This is a genomic window from Pseudomonas sp. S32, from assembly GCF_016648095.1.
Taxonomy (GTDB): domain Bacteria; phylum Pseudomonadota; class Gammaproteobacteria; order Pseudomonadales; family Pseudomonadaceae; genus Aquipseudomonas; species Aquipseudomonas parafulva.
Window position 1 is genome coordinate 1 of record NZ_JACVVF010000113.1, and the last position, 319, is coordinate 319.

General features: G+C 59.9%; 1 protein-coding gene. It reads right to left on the bottom strand.

Annotated elements, in window-relative coordinates; all coding sequences use genetic code 11:
- Positions 1-319: transposase (locus tag IAE38_RS23690; protein WP_201219583.1), on the bottom strand; the 319-nt coding region annotated here is incomplete at both ends.

Below are 319 nucleotides of genomic sequence, written 5' to 3' on the forward strand. Positions count from 1 at the left end.
ATTGGTGCTGTGCAGTTGCTGTCGATGCGCTTTGGGAAACGCCATGTGCGCCAGCACTTCGTCCTCGCACCCGTCCATGAGTGTTGCGATCTTGGGGTACTTTTCGCGCAGTTGGTCTGCAACCAAGCGCCACTGTTGGTGGCATTCAGCGCGGCTATCTTGGGCGAAAACCGTGCGCAGAAGCGCCGCTACCATGGTGCGCTGGCCCTTGCCGACATGGGCCATGGCGTTGCGCATGAAATGCACGCGACAGCGCTGCCAGGTCGCGTTGAAGACCTTGGAAACCGCAGCCTTCAAACCTTCGTGGGCATCGGAGATG